Origin of the sequence: Micromonospora sp. WMMD1274, assembly GCF_049179035.1 — a bacterium.
GTDB classification, from domain to species: Bacteria; Actinomycetota; Actinomycetes; order Mycobacteriales; family Micromonosporaceae; genus Micromonospora; species Micromonospora tulbaghiae.
The window spans coordinates 212,998-228,903 of sequence record NZ_JBMHMG010000001.1; the positions used below are offsets into that span (position 1 = coordinate 212,998).

Below are 15,906 nucleotides of genomic sequence, written 5' to 3' on the forward strand. Positions count from 1 at the left end.
GCGCAAGTTGTTGAAGACCGCGTGCATCCCTTCGCCGTCAACAGCCCCGGCAGCGCGGCCCAGCCCGCGAAGTAGCCGTCCCGCAATCGCACATGCCGAGGGCCAGAAACGCCTCGTCCGGCACCTCGGAGACGATCACGGTGGCAATGGGCAGACGAGATCGAACATGCAGCAGACCATGACGCACGGGCGCATCACCCATCACCTCCTATGACCGCGACAGCACCCTCGTAGGCTGCCCCTCACACTGACTACGAACAGCCCTGCCCGAATCCGACACCTTCGGGGCCGCCGAGGGAGCGCCAGCCCCGCCGGGGATGTTGCCCAGCTTCTTGACGTCGACGTGCAGCATCACGCCAAGCTTTAGGTGCTCGTAGCGGCGCACCGGTTCGCCGGTGACGCGGTCGACGTGGGTGAGCCGGTTGAGACGTCACCGCAGCAGCACGGCATGCACCGTTGACGACGCCAGGCCGAGCCGGACGGCGATTGTGACCGGCCCCAGACGGTGCTTCCACCACAGATGCACGATCTTGCGGACCAGTGGGTGCGGTGTCATATTGGGCTGCGACGCTGGCCGTAACGAACGGTCCTGCATACCGCTTCATCCCAGCAGGCGGTATCGGTCGGCCCGACGCTTCGCATCGCGGGGAAAAGACCCAGCGCGAGCGCCCCTTCGACCTCGCGGCGCCTGGCGCGCAGTTCGTCGTTGAAGCGCCGCCCGGCGAGGCTGGTCGCGGTCATCGCGCCGCCGGTCACGATGCCGGCGATCGGGATAATCGCGATGCCGAGCAGGGGCAGCAGCCTGGCCAGGAGCAGCGCGGCGACGACGGTCAGGCTGGCGAGCGCCTGCCTTCTCGACAGGCCGAGCAGCTTGATGAGTTCGGGGCACGCCACGGGTAGCCGAGTAGCCCTATCGCGCTAATTCGACAACTGTTCCGGACAAGTATTGACTGCCGCCCGGAACGCTGCCCATACTCGTCCGGACAAGTGGGGGTGAGCGATGGACATCGACTTCGTGGTGACCGGCAACCTGACGATCGACGACGTGGTGACCGCCGACGGCACCATCTCGCCGAGCCAGTGCGGCGGCAACGGCGTCTACGCGGCGGTCGGCGCGTGGGTCTGGTCGGACTCGGTCGGAATGGTGGCCGGCGCCGGCAGCGACTACCCGGCCGGCTGGCTCGACCGGATCGCCGCCGCCGGGATCGACACATCCGGGGTCTACCGGCTGCCGGAGGCCCACGCCCTGCGGTCCCGGGTCTTCTACCGGCCGGACGGCTCCCGGACCGACCGGGTCGCCGAGGCGGATCTCGCGCCCGAAGTCGCCGCCCAGATCGACCTGTCTCAAGACTTCAGCGCTATGGGCTCCGAGGTGCACCTGGAGGCCTGGCCCCGCTACAGCCCGGCCCCGACCCAACTGCCCGACCACTTCCGGCGGGCCCGTGGCGTGCACCTCGCGCCCGGCCCGCACGCCAACCTGCACGACCTCGCTGCCGGGCTGCGCGCGGCGAGTGGGTCGACCGTGCTCACCCTGGACTGGCCGTGGTGGGACGAGACCGGCACCGAGTTCAACGACGAGCTGCTCAACCTGGTCACCGCCGTGCTGCCGGGGCGGGAGGAGCTGACCGCCTGGCCGGTGCGCGCCGACGCCGACGCCACCGTGGCCGGGCTGGTTCGGCGCTGCCCCGTGGTGGTCGTCAAGGAGGGCGCGGACGGCTGCTCGGTGCACACCCGCGAGGCCGCCCGGCGGGTCGGGGTCGTGCCGGTCAAACCCGGCGACCCCACCGGTGCCGGGGACGCGTTCTGCGGCGGCTTCCTCGTCGGCCTGGTCCGCACCGGCGATCCGCTGCTCGCCGCCGCCCACGGCGCGGTATCCGCCTCATTCATCGTCGAGACCTTCGGCGCGCTGAACGCTTTGGCAGTCGACCGCTCTTTGGCCGAGCAGCGTCTCAAAAACTTGATCACTACCCTGGATGGAGGATCCCCGTCTTGACCACCGATCTGATCGAGCCGCCGGCCGCCGAGTACGGCGAGCCGAACCGTGTCTCCGTCGACGACATGATGTACGAGATCGCACACCAGTCGTACGCCGTCCTGGCCGCCATCGACGTGGTGGAGGAGCAGGTCGCCCGGCTGCCCGAGGAGCAGCTTCGCGACGCCCGGCACGTCTACGTCACCGGCTGCGGCGACTCGTACTTCGCCGGTATCGCCGCCCGGATGGCGTTCCACCGGTTTGCCCGGGTGCCCACCGAGCCGATCGAGGCGCTGGAGTTCGGCCGGTACGCCGCCGACGCCCTGCCCGAGCAGAGCCTGGTGCTCGCCATCTCCAACTCGGGAAAGGCCACCCGTACCGTCGAGGCGGCGGCCCGCGCGACCGACGCCGGGGCGTTCTCGGTGGCGGTCACCGGCAGCCCGACCAGCAGGCTCGCCGAGGCCTCCCGGCACACCCTCAACCAGCGGGTGGAGCGCGACGGACGCGCACTGACGATGCCGAGCAACCTGGAGGACGGCGCCGGGCGGCCGAGCTTCGGTCTGGCCAACTACCTCGTCAGCTTCACCACCCTGCTGCTGGTGGCGCTGCGGATGGGCCGGCTGCGCGGGCACCTGGACGAGGCCGGGGTCGCCGAGATCAAGGAGCAGATCCGGGCCGCCGCGCGCGCGGTCGACCAGACCGTGGAGGTCTGCGCAGGGCCGGCGGACAAGCTCGCCCAGCGCTTCGCCGAGCACTCCGACGTGATGATCGTCGGCGGCGGCCCGGCGCACGGGATGGCGATGTTCTACGGCGCCAAGACCTACGAGCTGGCCCGGATCAACGGCAACGTGCAGCACCTAGAGGAGTGGGCCCACGAGCAGTTCTTCGTCACCGGCCCGACCAGCGAGCTGCTGCTGCTCGCCCCGCCCGGCCGCTCCAGCAGCCGGGCCGAAGAGATCCTGCGCACCGCCGCCCAGCTCGGCGCGCACTGCGCAGTGGTCACCACCGAGGAGGCGGCGGCGAGCTTCGGCGAGGCCGGGCTGATCCTGCCGGTCGCCGGCAGCCACCGCGAGGAACTCATCGGCATCCCGTACGTGGTGCCCGGCGAGCTCTTCGCCACCCGCGTCGCCGCGCACCGTGGGCACGACGCCTTCGAGTTCGACAACGAACTCCAGTACGTCCTGAACATGAAGACCATCCAGGAGAGCCGCATCTACCGACCCCGGTAGCGCTGAGAAGCGCTCCAACCCGTTGGGAGCCACCCGTGAGACCCCGTCCCTTGATCCGTTCCGGTGCGGCCGTCCTGCTCGTCGCCGTGCTGGCCGCGTGCAGCTCCATCGATTCCGACACCTTCTCCGGCGGCGCCAGCGCCGGCCCTGGCGAGCCCCGCACCGGTGGCACGCTCACCACGTTCGCCTCCGCCGATCCGGCCAACCTCGACCCGGCCCTGCTGACCGGCTACGACCAGATCATCATCGGCACCAACATCCTGGAGGGCCTGTTCCGGTTCAACACCGCCGGCAACGCGGTCGAGCCGGCCCTGGCCGAGAAGGCCGAGGTCGGCGACGACGGGAAGACCTGGACCGTGCAGCTGCGGCGAACCACCTTCACCAACAGCGACCCGGTAACCGCCGAGGACGTGAAGTTCAGCCTCGAACGGGTGGTCGCCCCGGCCACCAAGTCGCCCCGGGCGCAGATCATCGACATCGTGGCCGGTGCCGCCGAGCTGCGTACCGGCAAGGCCGACGCGATCTCCGGGATCGCGGTGAGCGGGGAGCGGACGCTCACCATCACACTCACCCAGCCGTACGCCGGGTTCACCGCCCTGCTGGCCAGCCCACAGCTGGCGATCGTGTCGAAGAAGGCCGCCACCGCCAGCGTCGCCGACTTCGGCACGAAGGTGGTCTCGGCGGGGCCGTTCAAGCTCGGTGAGTGGCAGCGCAACCAGCAGCTCACCGCCGTCGCCAACGACGCCTACTGGGACGGCCGGCCCTATCTCGACACGGTGGTCTGGCGGTTCGTGCCGGACGAGAACACCCGCATGATCGAGTTCGAGTCGAACAAGATGGACATCGCCTGGCTGCCGCCTGCCAGCTACGACCGGTACGCCAAGAACCCCCAGTGGTCGGACAAGCTGGGCCGCGCCGAGACCCTGCACACCGAGATGTTCGCGGTCAACATGCAGCGCCAGCCACTCGGCGGGTCGAAGCCGCTGCGGCAGGCGATCTGCGCCACCGTCGACCGGGCCGCCGCCGTCGCCGGCCTGCAGGGTCGGGCCACGGAGGCGTACACGCTACTGCCCAAGCCGCTGGAGAGGGCAGCGCCGAAGCCGGCCTGCGCCGCGGACGCCGCCGGGGCGAAGGCGCTCGTCGTCCAGGCCGGCGCCCAGGCCAAGCCACTGCGGCTGATCGCGCCGTCGTGGTCCAACCTGACCAAGACGCTGGAGCTGTACCAGGCCAACCTCAAGGCCGTCGGGATCGACGTCCAGCTCAACCAGCTGGAGACGGCGCAGTACCAGCAGGCCCTCGACCAGGGCGACTTCGACCTGGCCTGGACTTACCGGGTGCCGGACTTCATCGACCCGGACAGCTTCATCACCCCGCTGGTCGCGTCCGACAGGATCGGCTTCGGCAACGCGGCGCGCTACACCAACCCGCAGGTCGACGCCCTGCTGGCCCAGGCTCGCAGCAATCTCGACGAGAACGCCCGCGGCGGGCTCTACCAGCAGATCGGCGACGCCGTTCTGGGCGAGCTGGCCTACATCCCGCTGCTGCACAACGTCTACGTCGACATCCACCAGCCCCGCGTCGGCGGCTATGTGCCCTCGGCGATGGACGCGCACAACTATCGCAAGACCTGGGTGTCGCAGTGACCGGCCGGCCCAGGTCAGATCAGTGAGCAGGGTCCTCCGTCAGCTGGTCACCATCCCGCTGCTGGCCCTCGGGGTCGCCCTGGTGGCGTACGTCCTCATCGACGCGCTGCCGGGCGACCCCGCCCGGGTGGTCGCCGGCGCCGGCGCGGACGCGGGCAACGTCGAGGCGGTGCGGGAACAGCTAGGCCTGGACAAGCCGGCCGCGCAGCGGCTGCTGGAGTATCTCGGCGGGCTGTTCCGGGGCGACCTCGGCACGAGCTTCCAGACCGGGCGGCCGGTCCTGACGGAGCTGCTGGCTGTCTTCCCGACGACGGTCCAACTGGCGGTGGTGGCCGAGGTTGTCGCCCTAACGGCTGGCCTGCTGATCGGCGCGCTGGCCGCGCTGCGCGGCGGGCGCTTCGCCTCCAACGCCCTGATGACCGGGTCGGCGGTGGCGGTCTCGCTGCCGATGTTCGCGCTGGCCCTGCTGTTGCAACTGGTCTTCGCCCAGTGGCTGGGCTGGCTGCCGCCCTCGGGCAGCGGCGGGATCCTCAGCGCGGCGATCGTGCTGCCGGCGGTCACCTGCGCGATCCCGTCCGCCGGGTTCGTGGCCCGGTTCGCGCGGGCGTCGATCGCCGGGCACCTCGACGACGAACACGTGCGCACCGCCGTCGCCAAGGGTGTCCGGCCGGCGACCGTGGGCCGCCGGCACGTGCTGCGGGTCTCCTACGGGCCGCTGATCTCGGTGGCCGCCGCCGACCTTTCCCGGCTGCTCGGCGGCGTGGCCATCGTTGAGGTGATCTTCAGTTGGCCGGGCGCTGGCAAGTACGCCTACGACGCGCTGGTGCACCGGGACCTGCCGGCGTTGCAGGGCGCCCTGCTCGCCATCACCATCGTCGTACTGCTGACCAACCAGTTCGCCGAGATCGCCTACCGACTCGTCGACCCACGGATCGGTGCCCATGATGACTGAGCTTCGCAGCCGGCTGCGGCCGGCCACGGCGGGCCGAGCCCGTCGACCAGGCCGCCGGACTCTGATCTGGTGCGCGGTGGTCGCCGGGCTGTGGCTCGTGCTGGGCGTGGGGGCGCCTCTGCTGTCCCCGTACGACCCGACGGCGGTGAACGTGACGCCGGGCAACGTGCCGCCGTTCCCGCCCGGACCGGAGCACTGGTTTGGCACCGACCAGCTCGGCCGGGACATGCTCAGCCGAGTGCTCTACGGGCTGCGTACCTCGATCCTGATCGGCGTCGGCGTACGCACCGTGGTCATGATGGTCGGCGTGTTCGTCGGCTACCTGGCAGCCTTCTCCCCCGGCGTCGTGCGCGCCCTGCTGCTGCGAACCACTGACGTCATGCTGGCGTTCCCGGCCCTGCTGGTGGCGATGGCCGTGACGGCGGTGCTCGGCCCGAGCCTCGGCACCCTGACCCTGGCCCTGGTGATCATCGGCTGGCCGGACGTGGCCCGGCTGGTCTATGGCGAGGCGCTGGCCCTGCGCGAGCGCGACTACGTCTCGGCCGCCCGCAGCTTCGGCGCCGGGCGGTGGCACGTGCTGCGGCTGCACGTGCTGCGCCCGATGGCGGTACAGCTCGGGGTCGCCTGGTCCGTCGGCATCCCCGGCGCGATCATGTACGAGGCGGGCCTGAGCTTCTTCGGCTTCGGCGTCCAGCCGCCGATGCCCAGCCTGGGCAGCCTGATCAACGACGGGCGGGGCTACGTCTACACCGCGCCCTGGTATCTGGTCTTCCCGACCCTGACCCTCTGCCTGCTGGTGGTGTCGCTGAACCTGGTCGGTGAGGCTGTCGCTCGCCGCTTCGCCACCCGCAGCTCCACGGAGCGGGCATGAGCGCGGGTCCGCCGGCACCAGCGGCCACGGGGCACCCGGGCGGCGGCGTGCGGCGGGGCCGGTCGGCGATGATCCCGGTCGGGATCCGGTTCGTCGTGCTCGGCTTCGCGTTCACCGTACCGGCGGGGGTGTTCCCGCAGCGCCCGGCCGCGATGGCCGGCTACCTGCTACTGGTCGCCGCCGGCTGCCTGGCGCTGGGGGCACGCCGCGCCGCCGCGGCCCGGCTGACCGGTCCCGGCTTCGCCCTGCTCGCCCTCGGCCTGGCGCTGCTCGCCGCGCCCTGGGCGATCGGCCTCGATGACGGACCGGCGGTGACCGCGTCGCACCTGTTCGGCCTCGCGGCGCTGGCCCCGGCCGCCGCGCTGCTCAACGTCGGGCTCACCGACCTGGCCGCCCGCCGTTGGTCCGGCACCCGGCCGGTGCTGGGGTTGCAGGCGCTGCTCGCCGCCGGCAACGGGGTGCCGCCGATTCTGCTCGGCCTGGGCATCGGCGTCGGCCCCCTGTTGCTCGTCGGGGCGCTCGCCGCCGCGCTCGCGGTGCTCCGCGCGCCCCGGCAGATCTTCGCCGCGCCAGCGGACGGGCCGCCGGCCGCCCTGGTGGCCCGGCTCGCCGCCTGCGCCGGCCTGGCCACCGCGGTCCAGCTCGGGCTGGTCTCCGGCGCCGCCCTGGTGGTGCCCGAGCACGCCGACGAGGTGCTGCTCGGCGCCGGCCTCGGCATGATCGCCGGCCGGGCCGCGGCGTCGCTGCCGGCGATCACGCCGCCGCGCGGCGTGCTGGTCCTGCTTTGCCTGGCTGGCACGGCCGGGCTGGCGGTGCTCCCGATGGTGGCCGGGCCCGTGCTGGTGGCCGTGCTGGCGATCGGCGCCACCGCCGCGGTGGCGCCGATCTTCCCGATGCTGCTGGGGCTGGGCTACGCCCCCGGCGGGGTCAGCCGGCTCGGGGCGCCGCTGATCATCGCCGCCTCCACCGGCGTGGCCGCGCTGGCCCCCGGCGCGCTGCAACTGGCGCACCGGCTCGCACCCGGGGCGCAACGCTGGATCCTGCCGGCACTCGGTGTGTTGTTGGCCGCCCTGGTCAGTACGCTGCCGTGGCCGCGGCACGCGGCGGCACCCGGGAACCTCCACAGAGGAGACGCTCATGTCGGCTGAGCTGCCACCGATCGACCGGATCGGCGACCACCCGCTCTATCTCCAGGTGAAGTCCGCGTTACAGACCGTCGTCGACGACGGCGCACTGCCGCACGGGGCCCGAATGCCGTCGGAGAGCACCATCGCCGGCCACTACGGTGTCAGCCGGCACGTGGTGCGCCAAGCGCTGGAGCGGCTGGTCACTGAGGGGCGGCTCACCGCCCGGCACGGCGCCGGCTACTTCGTCAACCACCGGCGCATCCACCTGGTGCTGCCGTCGCTGACCAGCTTTTCGGAGGCGATGCGCACCGCCGGAGTGGCCGCCGAGCTGCGGGTCGTCGAGCAGGGCACCGAGGAGGCCACCCCGGAGCTGCGGCACAAGCTACGCGCCACCCGGGCGCAACGGCTGTACCGGCTGCTGCGGGTCGGCGCCGCCGACGGCGAGCCCCTGGTGCTGGTCGAGGCGTGGTATCCGCCCCGGGTGGCGAAGTCCATCGACGGCGCGGCGATCGACTCCTGCGGCGTCTACCAACAGCTCAAGGCCGCTGGGCTGCGCCCCTCGCGCGCCGAGAACCAGCTGCGGGTGTCGTTCGTGGACCCGCCCGTGGCCCCTCTGCTCGGCCTGCCGTGGGGCAGCCCGGTGATCGTCACCGACAGCCTCACCTTCGACCAGGACGACCGGCCGATGGAGTACGTCCGTGAGCTGTACCGGGCGGACCGCTTCGTCTTCGACTACGGCTCGAACAGCGAACGGAGACCCCAGCCATGAGCAGCCAGACCGCCGCGCCCCCGACCGGCCCGCCGCCGGAGGCGGACGCCCTGCTCACCGTACGCGGGCTGCGGGTCGCCTTCCGCGCGCCGGCGGGCGGGGAGCTGGTCGCGGTGGACGGCGTCGACCTGGAGTTAAGCCGGGGTGAGATCCTCGGTGTGGTCGGCGAGTCCGGCTCGGGTAAGTCGCTCACCGCGCTGTCGTTGCTGCGGATGGTGCCGCGACCGGGCCGGGTCGGCGGCACCGTCGACTTCGCCGGCCGGGACCTGCTCGCCCTGCCCGAGCGCGAGCTGCGCACGGTGCGCGGCGCCCGGATCGCCATGGTGTTCCAGAACCCGCTGGCCGCGCTGAACCCGGTGATCCGGGTCGGTGACCAGCTCGTCGAGGCGATGCTCGCGCACGGCAGATACACCGCCGGCCAGGCCCGGGTGCGGGCCCGGGAGTTGCTGGAGCTGGTCGGCATCCCCGACGCCGAGGCCCGGCTGCGCGAGTTCCCGCACCAGTTCTCCGGCGGGATGCGGCAGCGCATCGTCCTCGCGATGGCGATCAGCAACGACCCCGAGGTGATCGTCGCGGACGAGCCGACCACCGCGCTGGACGTGACGATCCAGGCCCAGGTCCTGGACCTGCTGGTGAAGATCAACCGCGAGCTGGGCACGGCGGTCGTGCTGATTTCACACAACCTCGGCGTGGTGGCCCGCACCTGCAACCGGCTGCTGGTCATGTACGGCGGACGGATCGTCGAGCAGGGCGCCACGGCCGACATCTTCGCCCGCCCCGCGCACCCGTACACCCGGGCCTTGCTCGCGGCGGTGCCCCGGCTGGACAGCCCGCCCGGCGGGCTGACGGCGATCCCGGGCCAGCCCGCCAGCATCTCCGACCGCCCAACGGTCGGCTGCCGGTTCGCCCCCCGCTGCGCGCACGCCGACGACCGGTGCCGCACCCTCGACCCGCCGGCGGCGGTGCTGCCGGACGGACACTCGGCGGCCTGCTGGAAGCCCGGAGTGGCCACGGCCGCCGGCGCGGTCGACGGCGACGCCCTCGGTGCCGCGACCGCCGGGGCGCCACTGCTGGAGCTGCGCGAGGTCAGCAAGGAGTTCCGGTCCGGCCGGTCGCTCGCCTGGGGCCGGCGGGGCTCGGTCAGCGCCGTCGACCACGTGTCGCTGACGGTCGGGCACGGCGAGACCCTCGGCCTGGTCGGCGAGTCCGGCTGCGGCAAGAGCACGCTGGCCCGGCTGGCCATTGGCATCGAACAACCCACCGGCGGTACGGTCCACTTCGACGGCGTTGACGTCACCGCTCCCGGCGCGCGCCGAACGGCCGGACTACACCGCAAGGCCCAGATCATTTTCCAGGACCCGAAGGCGAGCCTGAACCCGTGGATGACGGCAGGCGAGCTGGTGGGCGAGCCGTTGCGGGTGCAGCGCACAGGCAACGGCCGGGAACGTGCCGCCCTGGTAGCGCAGGCGCTGGAGCGCGTCGGCCTGCGCCCCGCCGACGCCGCCCGATATCCGGGTGAGTTCTCCGGCGGGCAGTTGCAGCGCATCGCCATCGCCAGGGCGCTAGTGCTCGACCCGTCCTTCGTGGTCTGCGACGAGCCGGTTTCCGCCCTTGACGTCTCCATCCAGGCCCAGGTGGTGAACCTGCTGGCCGAGTTGCAGGCCACGCTCGGCCTGTCGTACCTCTTCGTCTCGCACGACCTCGCGGTGGTGCGCGCGGTCAGCCACCGGGTGGCGGTCATGTACCTGGGCCGGATCGTCGAGCTGGCCCCGGCCGAGGAGCTTTACGCGGACCCCTTGCACCCCTACACGGCAGCGCTCATCTCGGCCGCGCCGGTGCCGGACCCGGTGGTCGAGCGCGCCCGGGAGTACGTGACGCTCGCCGGTGACCTGCCCAGCCCGCTGCGTCCGCCGTCGGGCTGCCGGTTCCACACCCGCTGCCCGATCGGCCCGACGTCCCGCCCCGGGCGGGACGTCTGCCGCAACGAGTCACCTCCGCTGCGGCAGCAGGCATCGGGGCGCCACGTCGCCTGCCACTTCGCCGGCGAGCTGCACCAGATCGGGCTCACCGCCGACCCGCCGCCACCCGTCCCGGCCTCCACGCCGGCCGGGACGGCGCTCCCCGTCCCGCGCGTCGCCCCGGCGACCCCGGCGGACCATGTCCAGCCCCTGCCCGACAACCGCACTGGAACAACGGGAGGCTGACCATGACTCAGATACGGAACCCTTCCGAGCTGGGACGATCCGAGACCGCTCTGCGGACCTTCCTGCACGGCCTGCCCGGCGTGGACCAGGTCGGCGCGGAGCAGCGGGCGGCGCAACTCGGCACCCGCTCCATCAAGACCACGGCCAAGGCTGAGGCGATCGACCTGGCGATCCGGATGGTCGACCTGACCACCCTGGAAGGGGCGGACACCCCGGGCAAGGTGCGGGCGCTGGCCGCCAAGGCGCTGCGCCCCGACCCGGCCGACCCGAGCTGCCCGCACGTCGGCGCCGTCTGCGTCTACCCGTCGATGGTTCCGTACGTGGCCGAGGTGCTGCGCGGCAGCGGCGTGCACCTGGCGAGCGTGGCGACCGCGTTCCCGTCCGGCCAGGCGCCGCTGGAGATCAAGCTCGCCGACGTGCGGGCGGCGGTCGAGGCGGGCGCGGACGAGATCGACATGGTGATCAACCGGGGCGCGTTCCTGGCCGGGCGCTACTCCGAGGTCTACGACGAGATCGTCGCCACCAAGGAGGCGTGCGGGGACGCACACCTCAAGGTGATCCTGGAGACCGGCGAGCTGGCCACGTACGACAACGTGCGGCGCGCGTCCTGGCTCGCCATGCTGGCCGGCGGCGACTTCATCAAGACCTCCACCGGCAAGGTCCCGGTCGCGGCGACCCTGCCGGTGACGCTGGTCATGCTGGAGGCGGTGCGCGACTTCCGCGCCGCCACCGGGCGTCAGGTCGGCGTGAAGCCGGCCGGTGGCATCAAGACCACCAAGGACGCGATCAAGTACCTGGTCATGGTCAACGAGACGGTCGGCGCCGACTGGCTGAGCCCGGACTGGTTCCGGTTCGGCGCGTCGAGCCTGCTCAACGACCTGCTCATGCAGCGCACCAAGCTGACGACCGGCGTCTACGCCGGCCCCGACTACTTCACCCTGGACTGAACGCGATGTTCGAATACGCTCCCGCCCCCGAGTCCCGCTCGGTGGTGGACATCAAGCCCTCGTACGGGCTCTTCGTCGACGGCGCGTTCGTCGACCCGGCCTCCGGCGGCAGCTTCAAGTCGGTGAACCCGGCCTCCGAGGAGGTGCTGGCCGAGGTCGCCGAGGCCGGCGAGGAGGACGTGGACCGCGCGGTCCGCGCCGCCCGGACCGCGTACGAGAAGGTCTGGGGTCCGATGCCGGGCCGGGACCGGGCCAAGTACCTGTTCCGGATCGCCCGGATCATCCAGGAGCGCTCGCGCGAGCTGGCGGTGCTGGAGTCGCTGGACAACGGCAAGCCGATCAAGGAGTCCCGCGACGTCGACCTGCCGCTGGTCGCCGCGCACTTCTTCTACTACGCGGGCTGGGCGGACAAGCTTCCGCACGCGGGTTTCGGCCCCGACCCGAAGCCGCTGGGCGTGGCCGCGCAGGTCATCCCGTGGAACTTCCCGCTGCTCATGCTGGCGTGGAAGATCGCCCCGGCGCTCGCCGCCGGCAACACGGTGGTGCTCAAGCCCGCCGAGACCACCCCGCTCACCGCGCTGCTGTTCGCCGAGATCTGCCAGCAGGCCGACCTGCCGGCCGGCGTGGTGAACATCGTCACCGGCGCCGGTGACACCGGCCGGGCGCTGGTCGAGCACCCGGGCGTGGACAAGGTCGCGTTCACCGGCTCCACCGAGGTCGGCCGCGCCATCGCCCGCTCGGTCGCCGGCACCCGCAAGAAGCTCACGCTGGAGCTGGGCGGCAAGGCCGCGAACATCGTCTTCGACGACGCCCCGATCGACCAGGCCGTCGAGGGCATCGTCAACGGCATCTTCTTCAACCAGGGCCACGTCTGCTGCGCCGGTTCCCGGCTGCTGGTCCAGGAGTCGGTGGCCGACCGGGTGCTGGAGTCGCTGAAGCGCCGGATGGCCCAGCTCCGGGTCGGTGACCCGCTGGACAAGAACACCGACATCGGCGCGATCAACTCGGCCGCGCAGCTCGCCCGGATCCGGGAGCTGTCCGACGCCGGGTCCGCCGAGGGCGCCGAGCGCTGGTCGCCGCCGTGCGAGCTGCCCGAGCGCGGCTTCTGGTTCGCGCCGACCATCTTCACCGGCGTCACCCAGGCGCACCGGATCGCCCGCGAGGAGATCTTCGGCCCGGTGCTCTCGGTGCTGACGTTCCGCACCCCGGCGGAGGCCGTCGAGAAGGCCAACAACACGCCGTACGGGCTGTCGGCCGGGATCTGGACCGACAAGGGCTCCCGGATCCTGTGGCTGGCCGACCGGCTGCGCGCCGGAGTGGTGTGGGCCAACACGTTCAACAAGTTCGACCCGACCTCGCCGTTCGGCGGTTACAAGGAGTCGGGCTACGGTCGCGAGGGCGGCCGGCACGGGCTGGAGGGGTACCTCAATGTCTGAGCGGGTCGCGGTACGCAAGACGTACAAGCTCTTCATCGGCGGGAAGTTCCCGCGCAGCGAGTCGGGACGGTCGTATCTCGTGCAATCCGCGAACGTGTCTCTTGCCTCCCGGAAGGACGCGCGGGACGCGGTCGTGGCCGCCCGCGCCGCGGTGAAGGGCTGGGCCGGGGCGACCGCGTACAACAGGGGTCAGATCCTCTACCGGGTCGCCGAGATGCTGGAGGGCCGGCGCGAGCAGTTCGTCGCCCTGGGCGTCCCGGCCGACGAGGTGGACGCGGCGATCGACCGCTGGGTCTGGTACGCGGGCTGGTCCGACAAGATCGCCCAGGTGTACGGCGGCGCGAACCCGGTGGCCGGCCCGTACTTCAACCTGTCCGCGCCGGAGCCGACGGGCGTGGTGGCGGCGGTGGCCCCCGAGGAGCCCGCGCTGCTCGGCCTGGTGAGCGTGATCGCCCCGGCGATCGTCACCGGCAACACGGTGGTGGTGGCCGCCTCCCCGGCGGCGCCGCTGGCGGCGGTGACACTGGCCGAGGTGCTCGCGACCTCCGACCTGCCCGGCGGGGTGGTCAACATCCTCACCGGCCGGCTGACCGAGACCGTGCCGACGCTCGCCGCGCACATGGACGTCAACGCGATCGACCTGACCGGCGTCGCCGACGCCGAGCTGGCCGCCGACCTGGAGATCAAGGCCGCGGAAAACCTCAAGCGGGTGCTGCGGCCGGCCCCGGCCGACCACGACTGGCACGCCGACCCCGGCATCACCCGGATGACCACGCTGCTGGAGACCAAGACCGTCTGGCACCCCAAGGGCGTCTGACCCACACGAAGTTCACGGCAGGGACGGGTGCTGTGCCGTGCGCTCGGAATGAGCGGTAAACGATCTTGTGGAGACAATGCCGTCCCTTGTCGTCTTCAGCGGACCGTCCGGGGCTGGCAAGACAACGTCGCCTACCTGCTCGCCCGAAGGATCAGTGATGGCCCAGTCTGCAGCCGGGTCACCCCACCATGTGCGGTCCCTGTCGAGGACCCCGGTGACCGTCGGCGGCGAGGCTGAGGCTGACGGTCAGAGGTCATCCATCAGCAGCCGCGGCTCGATGGTCTCGTCAAGTTCCGCCCGGTGCGCGCTGGCGACGTCGGCCGCCTTGCACAGGTCTGCCGCGTCGACCAGCCTGCTGCTCTTCGGCACGATCGTGGTCCTCGTCATCCGTGAACAGGTTCTGGTCAGGCGGCGCGGGGTGGCGGTCAAGGGCGCGGGGCTGGTGGGCGGCTACCAGCAGGACTACCTGTGGGCGGCGTGGCCGTCGCAGCTGTCGCGATGGGCAGCGTGGCTGGATGACGGCGGCAACTATCACCCCGATTCCCGGGGGCGTGGTCGTGAAGCTGACGTGGACGACCGGGCCGCTCGCCCTCGTGGCCGACGTGTTGGCTCTCCTGATTGTCACCGCTGTTTGCCCTGCGCGCCGTAGCACCGCAGGGTACTGGCGTACCGGATGCGATAGCCCGCAGCGCGGCGAGCCTCAGCATCGAGGAGCGTTCCGCGGTATACATCGACTGCCACGCTCAGCGACTCGCCCGGCGGACACAAGCTCGTGCCGATAACCGGAAAAGTCGCTCGCGCGGTGCTCCGGTGACGCCCCGGCCAGCGCCCGACGCCCGCTAAATGACCCCGCCCTCCTTGGGAGGATGGGGGCATTTAGTCGCACCTGTCACCATTTCGACGTGGCCAGCCGACTCGTACATGCCGCCCACACCATTGCCAGGCCAAGGAGGCCCTCGACAAGGCTCGCCCAGAACTCGCCCACCCCATAGTGGCGCCGCCCGCCCCCGGCACCGAGCACACCCGACGTCGCCCGTATCACCCGGCTACACCGGCAGCAGCGGCGCCGCATCTGCCGCGCCGTCGGGCTGGAAGCCGAATGGCCCTGCGTACACAACGCCCCCGCGTCGGCCGACGCCGAGCGGGGGCGCTCCCCCGTGTTAGGTCAGGTCAGCGAGTCGAGGACTCAGCGTGAAGCATCGGCGGGCAGGTTTGACCTGTATCGAAGCTAGGCCACTATGTGCCCACGGTCAACGAAGCGGCTGGGTCTATGGATGAGGGGAATACAACAGGACGGCCCGTCTCCTGCCGCGGCTATCCCGCCTGCCTTGCCGTTTAGGCGTGCGCGCTCTCGGTACGCGGCTCTGCGCGGGTGCGACGTCCGAGAAACGCCGGTGGGCAGGCCGGTGAAGGGCCGCTCGGCCGGTGACCCGAACCGAAGCGGCCCGGCCGCCGCCTCGGCGGAGTCCGTCTGTGCGTCAAGGCGCGCTCGGCGCGGGACGCGGGTGGTGGGCCGCTTTCCCAATGGACAGGTCGACTGCGACGAGATGACAGGCAGCCGCATCGCGAGGGGAGAGCCGGGATGTCTATCAACGGGCCTCGTGGAGAACATGACCTGTCGATAGGTTCCGCCGGGTGAACGGCATCTCACATGAACTCGCTGATCGCCTACGCCAATGCCGTGCTCAATCCGCGTATGGCGCCTGGCTACGGTGGGACGACGCTGGTCATTGCCGCAGGCAGCCTCTCCTCCGGCGTGTGCATCGCCACCGGCTCAGGTGCAGAATTTCTGCACAGAGCACGCAACGATCGCTGCCATGGTCTCGGCTGGGGAAACACGATCATCGCGGTCTGGCGCAACGAAAAGGGCGTCGTGTGCGTCCTCCCGGCATGCGGGTGTTGCAGGAGGTTCATCCGCCGGTCACGTCCGCGCTGATGG

Annotated in this window: 14 protein-coding genes and 1 pseudogene; 12 read left to right on the plus strand and 3 right to left on the minus strand. The window is 71.6% G+C overall.

Annotated elements, in window-relative coordinates; translation table 11 throughout:
- Positions 1-301: 301 nt before the first annotated feature.
- Positions 302-595 (minus strand): annotated as a pseudogene (locus ACN27D_RS00715) (IS481 family transposase); the annotation flags it as partial.
- Positions 553-894: an ABC transporter permease gene (locus ACN27D_RS00720; protein WP_421498257.1), complete on the minus strand. Its 342-nt coding sequence runs from the start codon at positions 892-894 to the stop codon at positions 553-555. The gene ACN27D_RS00720 and the pseudogene ACN27D_RS00715, both read right to left, overlap by 43 nt.
- A gap of 106 nt (positions 895-1,000) precedes the next feature.
- On the opposite strand from ACN27D_RS00720, the gene ACN27D_RS00725 reads away from it, so the two are divergent.
- Genes ACN27D_RS00725 through ACN27D_RS00775 form a run of 11 tightly spaced genes read left to right on the plus strand, consistent with a single transcriptional unit; the run spans position 1,001 to position 13,967 of the window.
- Positions 1,001-1,993, plus strand: coding sequence for a carbohydrate kinase family protein (locus ACN27D_RS00725; RefSeq protein WP_120569368.1), 993 nt, complete (start codon positions 1,001-1,003; stop codon positions 1,991-1,993).
- Positions 1,990-3,201 carry an SIS domain-containing protein gene (locus ACN27D_RS00730; RefSeq protein WP_120569367.1) on the plus strand — a complete coding sequence of 404 codons (1,212 nt, stop codon included), beginning with the start codon at positions 1,990-1,992 and terminating at the stop codon, positions 3,199-3,201. Before ACN27D_RS00725 ends, ACN27D_RS00730 begins: the two co-directional genes overlap by 4 nt.
- A 35-nt stretch (positions 3,202-3,236) precedes the next feature.
- The gene (locus tag ACN27D_RS00735) at positions 3,237-4,844 is read left to right on the plus strand and encodes an ABC transporter substrate-binding protein (RefSeq protein WP_162959088.1); all 1,608 of its coding nucleotides are present in this window, start codon (positions 3,237-3,239) and stop codon (positions 4,842-4,844) included.
- A gap of 22 nt (positions 4,845-4,866) precedes the next feature.
- The gene (locus ACN27D_RS00740) at positions 4,867-5,796 is read left to right on the plus strand and encodes an ABC transporter permease (protein ID WP_162959087.1); all 930 of its coding nucleotides are present in this window, start codon (positions 4,867-4,869) and stop codon (positions 5,794-5,796) included.
- Positions 5,786-6,667 carry an ABC transporter permease gene (locus tag ACN27D_RS00745; RefSeq protein ID WP_120569365.1) on the plus strand — a complete coding sequence of 294 codons (882 nt, stop codon included), beginning with the start codon at positions 5,786-5,788 and terminating at the stop codon, positions 6,665-6,667. Before ACN27D_RS00740 ends, ACN27D_RS00745 begins: the two co-directional genes overlap by 11 nt.
- Positions 6,664-7,815: a hypothetical protein gene (locus tag ACN27D_RS00750; protein ID WP_162959085.1), complete on the plus strand. Its 1,152-nt coding sequence runs from the start codon at positions 6,664-6,666 to the stop codon at positions 7,813-7,815. The genes ACN27D_RS00745 and ACN27D_RS00750 overlap by 4 nt, the downstream gene beginning before the upstream one ends.
- Entirely contained in the window at positions 7,805-8,563 is a 759-nt protein-coding gene (locus tag ACN27D_RS00755) for a GntR family transcriptional regulator (RefSeq protein ID WP_120569363.1), read from the plus strand. Before ACN27D_RS00750 ends, ACN27D_RS00755 begins: the two co-directional genes overlap by 11 nt.
- On the plus strand, positions 8,560-10,767 hold the full coding sequence (locus tag ACN27D_RS00760) for an ABC transporter ATP-binding protein (protein WP_120569362.1): 2,208 nt from the start codon (positions 8,560-8,562) through the stop codon (positions 10,765-10,767). Before ACN27D_RS00755 ends, ACN27D_RS00760 begins: the two co-directional genes overlap by 4 nt.
- Before the next feature lie 2 nt (positions 10,768-10,769).
- Complete coding sequence (gene deoC, locus ACN27D_RS00765) at positions 10,770-11,714, plus strand: deoxyribose-phosphate aldolase (RefSeq protein WP_120569361.1); 945 nt, start codon at positions 10,770-10,772, stop codon at positions 11,712-11,714.
- A 5-nt stretch (positions 11,715-11,719) separates the two neighbouring features.
- Positions 11,720-13,150: an aldehyde dehydrogenase family protein gene (locus ACN27D_RS00770; RefSeq protein ID WP_421498258.1), complete on the plus strand. Its 1,431-nt coding sequence runs from the start codon at positions 11,720-11,722 to the stop codon at positions 13,148-13,150.
- Positions 13,143-13,967, plus strand: a complete 825-nt coding sequence (locus tag ACN27D_RS00775; RefSeq protein WP_421498259.1) for an aldehyde dehydrogenase family protein — start codon at positions 13,143-13,145, stop codon at positions 13,965-13,967. The genes ACN27D_RS00770 and ACN27D_RS00775 overlap by 8 nt, the downstream gene beginning before the upstream one ends.
- Positions 13,968-14,213: 246 nt before the next feature.
- Here ACN27D_RS00775 and ACN27D_RS00780 read toward each other — a convergent pair whose 3' ends face one another.
- Positions 14,214-14,354, minus strand: a complete 141-nt coding sequence (locus tag ACN27D_RS00780; RefSeq protein ID WP_162959084.1) for a hypothetical protein — start codon at positions 14,352-14,354, stop codon at positions 14,214-14,216.
- 1,264 nt (positions 14,355-15,618) lie between these two features.
- On the opposite strand from ACN27D_RS00780, the gene ACN27D_RS00785 reads away from it, so the two are divergent.
- The gene (locus ACN27D_RS00785) at positions 15,619-15,903 is read left to right on the plus strand and encodes a hypothetical protein (protein WP_421498260.1); all 285 of its coding nucleotides are present in this window, start codon (positions 15,619-15,621) and stop codon (positions 15,901-15,903) included.
- Positions 15,904-15,906 lie beyond the last annotated feature (3 nt).

What these genes read in the sequence shown, in the direction of transcription:
- ACN27D_RS00780 (WP_162959084.1), bottom strand. Translation starts at nt 14,354, where the DNA reads ATGACGAGGACCACGATCGTGCCGAAGAGCAGCAGGCTGGTCGACGCG.
- ACN27D_RS00760 (WP_120569362.1), top strand. Translation starts at nt 8,560, where the DNA reads ATGAGCAGCCAGACCGCCGCGCCCCCGACCGGCCCGCCGCCGGAGGCG.
- ACN27D_RS00725 (WP_120569368.1), top strand. Translation starts at nt 1,001, where the DNA reads ATGGACATCGACTTCGTGGTGACCGGCAACCTGACGATCGACGACGTG.
- ACN27D_RS00750 (WP_162959085.1), top strand. Translation starts at nt 6,664, where the DNA reads ATGAGCGCGGGTCCGCCGGCACCAGCGGCCACGGGGCACCCGGGCGGC.
- ACN27D_RS00775 (WP_421498259.1), top strand. Translation starts at nt 13,143, where the DNA reads ATGTCTGAGCGGGTCGCGGTACGCAAGACGTACAAGCTCTTCATCGGC.
- ACN27D_RS00785 (WP_421498260.1), top strand. Translation starts at nt 15,619, where the DNA reads ATGAACTCGCTGATCGCCTACGCCAATGCCGTGCTCAATCCGCGTATG.
- ACN27D_RS00745 (WP_120569365.1), top strand. Translation starts at nt 5,786, where the DNA reads ATGATGACTGAGCTTCGCAGCCGGCTGCGGCCGGCCACGGCGGGCCGA.
- ACN27D_RS00755 (WP_120569363.1), top strand. Translation starts at nt 7,805, where the DNA reads ATGTCGGCTGAGCTGCCACCGATCGACCGGATCGGCGACCACCCGCTC.
- deoC (WP_120569361.1), top strand. Translation starts at nt 10,770, where the DNA reads ATGACTCAGATACGGAACCCTTCCGAGCTGGGACGATCCGAGACCGCT.
- ACN27D_RS00770 (WP_421498258.1), top strand. Translation starts at nt 11,720, where the DNA reads ATGTTCGAATACGCTCCCGCCCCCGAGTCCCGCTCGGTGGTGGACATC.